The sequence below is a fragment of the Halorubrum tibetense genome (assembly GCF_042661865.1).
GTDB lineage: Archaea > Halobacteriota > Halobacteria > Halobacteriales > Haloferacaceae > Halorubrum > Halorubrum tibetense.
The window spans coordinates 1-6,157 of record NZ_JBHSWW010000142.1 but is presented as its reverse complement, the minus strand read 5'-3'; the positions used below and the strand labels follow the sequence as shown (position 1 = coordinate 6,157).

General features: G+C 67.7%; 8 protein-coding genes. 5 read left to right on the top strand and 3 right to left on the bottom strand.

The annotated features are described in order from the left end of the window. Positions 1–1,232: DUF4129 domain-containing transglutaminase family protein (locus ACFQEU_RS09995; protein WP_379781711.1), on the top strand; the 1,232-nt coding region annotated here is incomplete at its 5' end. Positions 1,233–1,316: 84 nt separating this feature from the next. Then, positions 1,317–1,610 carry a stress response translation initiation inhibitor YciH gene (yciH, locus tag ACFQEU_RS09990; RefSeq protein ID WP_379781709.1) on the top strand — a complete coding sequence of 98 codons (294 nt, stop codon included), beginning with the start codon at positions 1,317–1,319 and terminating at the stop codon, positions 1,608–1,610. Between the two features lie 103 nt (positions 1,611–1,713). Here yciH and ACFQEU_RS09985 read toward each other — a convergent pair whose 3' ends face one another. Both ACFQEU_RS09985 and fer read right to left on the bottom strand, forming a co-directional pair. Continuing rightward, positions 1,714–2,547 (bottom strand): geranylgeranylglycerol-phosphate geranylgeranyltransferase, encoded by an 834-nt coding sequence (locus ACFQEU_RS09985; RefSeq protein ID WP_379781707.1) that lies wholly within the window; start codon positions 2,545–2,547, stop codon positions 1,714–1,716. 205 nt (positions 2,548–2,752) lie between these two features. Further along, positions 2,753–3,142, bottom strand: a complete 390-nt coding sequence (fer, locus tag ACFQEU_RS09980; protein WP_379781705.1) for a ferredoxin Fer — start codon at positions 3,140–3,142, stop codon at positions 2,753–2,755. A 195-nt stretch (positions 3,143–3,337) separates the two neighbouring features. Between fer and ACFQEU_RS09975 the strand changes: the two genes are divergently transcribed. The 3 genes from ACFQEU_RS09975 (at position 3,338) to ACFQEU_RS09965 (ending at position 5,438) form a co-directional block, all read left to right on the top strand. After that, positions 3,338–4,207: a CheF family chemotaxis protein gene (locus tag ACFQEU_RS09975; RefSeq protein ID WP_379781703.1), complete on the top strand. Its 870-nt coding sequence runs from the start codon at positions 3,338–3,340 to the stop codon at positions 4,205–4,207. Positions 4,208–4,258: 51 nt separating this feature from the next. After that, complete coding sequence (locus ACFQEU_RS09970) at positions 4,259–4,435, top strand: hypothetical protein (RefSeq protein WP_379781701.1); 177 nt, start codon at positions 4,259–4,261, stop codon at positions 4,433–4,435. Positions 4,436–4,568: 133 nt separating this feature from the next. Beyond that, positions 4,569–5,438, top strand: a complete 870-nt coding sequence (locus ACFQEU_RS09965) for a hypothetical protein (RefSeq protein ID WP_379781699.1) — start codon at positions 4,569–4,571, stop codon at positions 5,436–5,438. A gap of 264 nt (positions 5,439–5,702) precedes the next feature. Here ACFQEU_RS09965 and ACFQEU_RS09960 read toward each other — a convergent pair. After that, on the bottom strand, positions 5,703–6,157 hold a 455-nt coding region (locus tag ACFQEU_RS09960), incomplete at its 5' end, for an MOSC domain-containing protein (RefSeq protein ID WP_379781697.1).

Here is a 6,157-nt window from a genome sequence, read left to right as displayed (position 1 = left end):
GGCCGTCGGCCGCGCTGCTCCCGGGGGACCGCGTCGGCGTCGAGAGCCAGGTGCTCGACGCGTCACCCGCCGAGCTCCGGAACGCCAGCACGGCGTACGACCCTGAGATCGAGGACCGCTACACCCAGCTCCCGGGGAGCACGCCGGACCGGGTCGGCGAGCGAACCGCGGCGATCATCGACGAGGCGGACGCCGACAACCCGTACGACGCCGCGGTCGCGATAGAGCGCTACCTGATCGCCGAGTACGACTACTCGCTGGCCGTCGAGCGCCCGGATGGCGACATCGCCGACGGGTTCCTGTTCGAGATGGATGCCGGCTACTGCACGTACTTCGCGACCACGATGGTCGCGATGTTGCGCTCACAGGGCATTCCGGCCCAGTTCGCTACCGGATACTCCAGCGGCGAGCAGGTGGGCGAGAACGAGTACGTCGTCAGGGGCCAGGACGCGCACGCGTGGGTGAAGGTGTACTTCCCCGACCACGGCTGGGTCGAGTTCGACCCGACGCCGAGCGCGGAGCGCGACCAGGCGCGCGAGACTCGGCTCGCGGACGCCCGTAGCGCGGGCGAGGGAGACGTCGACACGGACGCGTCCGACCCCGCGACGGCGACCGACGGGCAGCCCGAGACCGACCCCGACGACGCGCGGGACGACGTGGAAGACGAGCGGAACGAGACGAACGCGACGGCCAACGAAACGAACGCGACGTCCGAGATACGGGACGTCCAAGCGTCGGACCCCGGCACTCTCGGTCCCGACCAAGACGTGTTGACGCCCGGTGCGGCGACCGGGGGGACCGCCGACGCCGACGAGGGATTCTCGCTCCCTTCACGGGACGTGCTCGGCTACTGGCTGTTCGTCGTCGTCGTCGCGGCGGCCGGCGCACGCCACGTCGGCCTGACCGGGCGGGCGTATCACGCCGCTCGACTCCGGTTGCCGGCTCGTGGCGGGACACCGGAGCGGGACGCCGAGCGCGCGTTCGCCGACCTCGAGCGCCTGCTCTCCCGGACGTACCGTGAGCGACGACCCGGTGAAACGCCGCGTGCGTACCTCGACGCGCTTCGCGATCGGGGAGTCGACGAACGCGTCCACGCGGTCGGCGAGACGTACGAACGCGCGATGTACGCGGGGTCGATCCCCCGCGAGTCGGCTGACGAGGCGCAACGGACCGTCCGGCAGCTGGCGTTGGAGTCGACGCCGCTCGTCGGCCGTCTATTCGAACGACTGTGACCGGATCCGAGCCGCCGGACCGTGTGTCACGGCCGTCACCTCCCGACACTATTTAATACGGGCATACTGTATCTCCGAACTGTAATGTCGGAAGTCTGCTCGACGTGCGGACTGCCCCAGGAACTCTGCGTCTGTGAAGACGTCGCGAAGGAGTCCCAGCAGATCAGCATCCGCATCGACGAGCGCAGGTACGGAAAGGAGGTAACGGTCATCGAAGGGTTCGACCCGAAGGACGTGGACATGGATTCGCTGTCCTCGGACCTGAAATCGAAGTTCGCCTGTGGCGGAACCGTCGAGGACGGCGCCATCGAGCTACAGGGGAACCACTCGGGTCGCGTGGAGGATTTCCTCCGCGACAAGGGATTCAACGTCGCGTGACCGTCACCTGACCGCCGCCGTCGAGCAGCGTTCTCTCCACCGAAGTTCACCGTCGAGCATCAGGTCCGTCCGGACCCACCACGTCCCGGCACCCGTCGGTCCGTCAGATCGACACCGCGACGCGCCCGACGACGAACGCCGCCGCCGCGAGGAACGTCCCGTACTTGAAGCGGCGTTGTGCCGCCGTCGGGTCCGAGAACGACTCGTAACAGGCGTACGCCATCACCGCGTCGGCGACGACGACGACGAGGAGGTACGCGATGCCGAACGTCCCGAGGAGGTATGGGATCGGACTGGCCGCGACGGCGACGGCGAGCACGCCGGTGGCGAGCCACAGCGCCTCGCGCTCACCGATCGCGATCGGGAGCGTCCGGAGTCCCTCCTCGCGGTCGCCGGCCATATCCTCGACGTCCTTTATCACTTCGCGGGTGAACGTCGACACCCCGGCGAGAGCGGCCAGTACGACCGGCGTCCTGAGGTCGCCGACGGCCGCGCCACCGAACAGGAACGTCGACCCGACGAGGTAGGCGACGAGCGCGTTGCCGAGCCCGGGCGTCCCCTTGAACACGGTCGTGTAGGTGACGAGCGCGACGAGGTTGATGGCGGCGATAGCGATGGCGGTGGGCGGGAGCTGGACGGCGAGCACCACCGCGGCCGCGAAGAGGACCGCGGAGAACGCGAGCGCCCCGCGTGGTGACACCGCCCCGCGCGGGATCGCCCGATCAGGCCGATTGATCGCGTCGATCTCGCGGTCGAAGTAGTCGTTGATCGCGTTGCCGGCGGCGACAGCTAACACGGTCGTCACGACGGCGATAGTCGTCGCATCACCGGCGTCCCCGATCCCGGCCACGAACGCGCCGATCGCCGTGAGCACGCCGGCAGCGATACAGTTGGCCGGTCGGGTGAGCTCCAGTCCTCCACGTAGCGTGTCTCGCACGTGATCGACCGACTCTCCCGCCCGAGACATAAACGGCGCGGGATCCGTCGGCTGGTGTCAGATCGGCCGCGCTCCGCCCGGAGCGGCCCTCACGGACGGCGCGCTCCCCGGACTCACGGCGTTGCCACTCCGACACGGAGCGGAGCGGCGAAAATCTGGGAATCGACCGCGTCGACGACGCGTCCCGAATCGGGGACTCGGCGCTTCAGATGACGCGGTTCTGGAGGTAGTCGAGGTGCTTCGCGTTGTAGACGATCTTGACCTCGTCGGCAGCCGGGCTGCCGATACAGGTCAGGCGGACGTTCTTTTCCTCGACTTCCTCGTCCGAGAGGATCTGCTGCATGTCCATCTCGATCTCGCCCTCCTTGACGATGGACGCACAGTTCGCACACGCACCGGCGCGACACGAGAAGGGCCAGTCGTAGCCCTGTGCCTCGGCCGCTTCGAGGATGTACTCGCCCTGGTTGACTTCGAGACTACCGTAGTCCTCTTCGCCGAGGTCGGCGTCTGCCGCCTCCTCGAAGAGGTTATCGTCGTCCATCGACCAGCCGTGGTCGTCGAGCACTTCGTAGTTAAGGTATTCTACAGTGGGCATCACGTGACGGTTCGACCCCCTCCTCATTAGGCTTTGCTGTTCACCCGCTCGCCACGCGAAGAGTATATGAATCCATCGCCCCGCGAGAACCGTCTCGATACCCGTTTTCGCGGTCCGTTCGTCGCGATGGAACCGTTATCACGGCTGATAGGTCGCACGGAACCCTAAAGGTCAGACTCGCCGTATCGTCCTCCGATGGAGGAGTCCGTGGTGGCCGATTTCGTCGGCCGGCTGTACACCCCCGACGTCGACGCCGACGAACCGGTTCGCGGTCGCGTGCTGTTGAGCCAGCGGCGACTCGTGTTGGCGACCGGCCAGTCGCGGACGACGGTCCCGCTCGCGCGCGTCTTCGACGTCGTCGTCGGAACCGTCCCCGGCGACCTACGTTCGTTTTTCAGCGACAGCGTGACCGTTGCCTACGACGGGGACGGGACGCGGCGGACGGCGCTCGTCGAGGGCGAGCCTGACGACATGGAGCGGTTCACCCGAGTGTTGTTCAAGGCGCTGTTGCGCGACGTGACGGTGACGGTTCGCCACCCGGCGAAGGTGGGCGGTCGCGTGACGGGCGCGTCGGACCACAAGGCGCGTCTCTCGCCGTCGCCCGAACGGATCGAGTTCGTCGGGTGTCCCGAGCCGTTCGCCGTCGATCTCACGACGGTCATCGATTACGAGCGGACCGAACGGACGATCGGCGGGTCACGACACCCGGCGCTCGTCTTCAGACACGTGCCTGACACGCGAACCGTCACCTCGATCGTGACGGTCCCCGACGCCCGGGCGTTGAACGTGCTCGGGCGGTACATCAGGCTGGAGTACGCCGAGGTCCGCGAGGAGGTCGAGACGCTCGATCCGACGGAGGACGAGCTGGAGGTGCTCGTCTCCATCTACTCCGCCGGCGGCGAGGCCAGCGTCGCCGATGTCGTCACCGGCGACGCGACCCGAACGTCGATGATACTCGATTCGCTCCGGGAGTCGGGGCTCGTCGTCGACGGCGACACGGGTGCCGCGCTGACGCGCAAGGGCAAGATGGTCGTCACCCGCTATCTCGAATCGGTCAACGCCTGAGCGATCGGAGATCCCCGAAACGATATGCCGGCCGCGTCCGTACCTCGTCATATGAGTGGACTCACCACGCACGTCGCAAACGGTGTCATCTCGGTCGTGATCAGCCTCGTCGTCACCGCGGTCTTCTCCGACACCGGCCGCGACGCCTGGGACCGATCGGAGCTGCTGGCCGCCGTCGGTATCACGGCGTTCCTCTCCGGGTTCTTCACCAGCTACTACGCGAAGTGAGGCGGGGACCCTGCCTCGGGAAGCGCTAGCTTCGACGCCCCATGTTCGCCCAGCTTGGGCGCTCCGTCGTTCGCCCGGCTTCGACGACCCGATCGGGCGAAGCTTCATGCTCGTGGAACCGTAGGTATCCTTCATGCGAGGCGACGACTACCGCGGCGCTCGACGGGCGCTTGAGACCGCGGTCGACCGGCGGGGTATCGACGACCCGGATCCCGACGCCGGCCCGCGAGTGGCGCGCGTGCCGGAGTCGCACGTCAACGACACCTTCGAGGTGGACGGATTGGAGACGAAACGCGAGGAGTCGCTGCTCGAATCGGTGTTGGCCGACCACGACGGCGTCAGCGCCGCCTCGGCGACACAGCGCAACGGGACGGTCGGCGTCCACCACGACCCGTCGGTCTCCCGCGAGACGCTCCGGGAGTCGCTGGAGTCGTACGGACTCGTCGTCGCCCCGGGCGACTCGGCGTTCGCCAGCCGGCGCGCATCGCAGTTCGCGTCTGCCCGCGTCGCCGTCGCGGTGCTGTTCGGACTGATGGTCGCGACGCCGTACATCGGCGTCCTCTACCCGACGCGCGTCGAGTGGCTCTTCTACGACCCGGTGACGGTGGCGTACCTCCAGTCGATCCTCGAATCGTCGGTGGCGACACACTTCTTCGTGAACCTGGCGGCGCTCTCCGGCGTGGCGTTCCTCGTCGCCTGCGGGCCGCAGATCCGCGAGGCGATCGGTGCGGCCGCGGAGGGGCGACTCACGCCCGAACTCGGCTTCGTCGCGGCGGTCTGTGCGGTGTTCGGTTACAGCACGCTCGCCGCGTTCACTGGGTTCGGCGGGAACGCCCACTACGACCTCGTCGCGTACGCGGTCGCCGGGGTCACGCTCTGGACGCACTTCACCGGCGAGGACGCACCGCTCGGGGACGGAACCACACACCCGGCGGACGCGGCGGCGACCGACGCCGACGCCGAAAGCGACGAGCGGGTCGCGCTGACCGACGGCGGCCGCTGAGTCGGCTCGTCTGTTATATACTGTTCTGACTGGCCTACTTATATACGCCTCTGAGCGGCCAACATATAACTCGTCCTGAAAGACCAGTTATATACTCCGTCCGCGATCCGCTGATATTCCCGGTCCGGTCGTTCAGTCGTTCGGTCGTCACAACCAGTCGGACATGCCGCCCCGTGAGCCCCGTATATACTACGTGCCGTGTCGGATACGGGTCGATCGATCCGTCGACGCGAGCGCTACGCGCCCGACACCACGACAGGAGTGTTACGCGTCAGACACCTCGACGCCAGCATCGTCGAGCCCGACCGTCCCGTCGATCCCGATCCCGTCGCCGACGCCGACCGTCGACCCCCACGAACGCTCGGGGACGACGGTGTTGACCATCAGCCGGAAGTCGTGGTCGAACCGGTCGCTCCCGGTCCACTCGGGCATGGTGTCCCGCCGGTTTGAGACGAACGTCTCCCGGAAGCCGTCGAGCGTCTCGCCCGTGTCCGGATGCCGCGAGGGGACGACACAGCGCTGACACGGGTTGACGCCGACGACGTCGACGTCGCCGACCGTGAACCGGACCCCCTCGCCGTGGTCGGCGAACAGCCGGTCCTCCCAGAACGCCGGCGCGTCGGCGATCACTAGGTTCGGCCGGAGCCGACGCCGGGCTTCCGTCGCGTCCGCGATCCCGTCGAACCAGCCGGCGACCGTTCGGAGCGTCGCACGCGAGA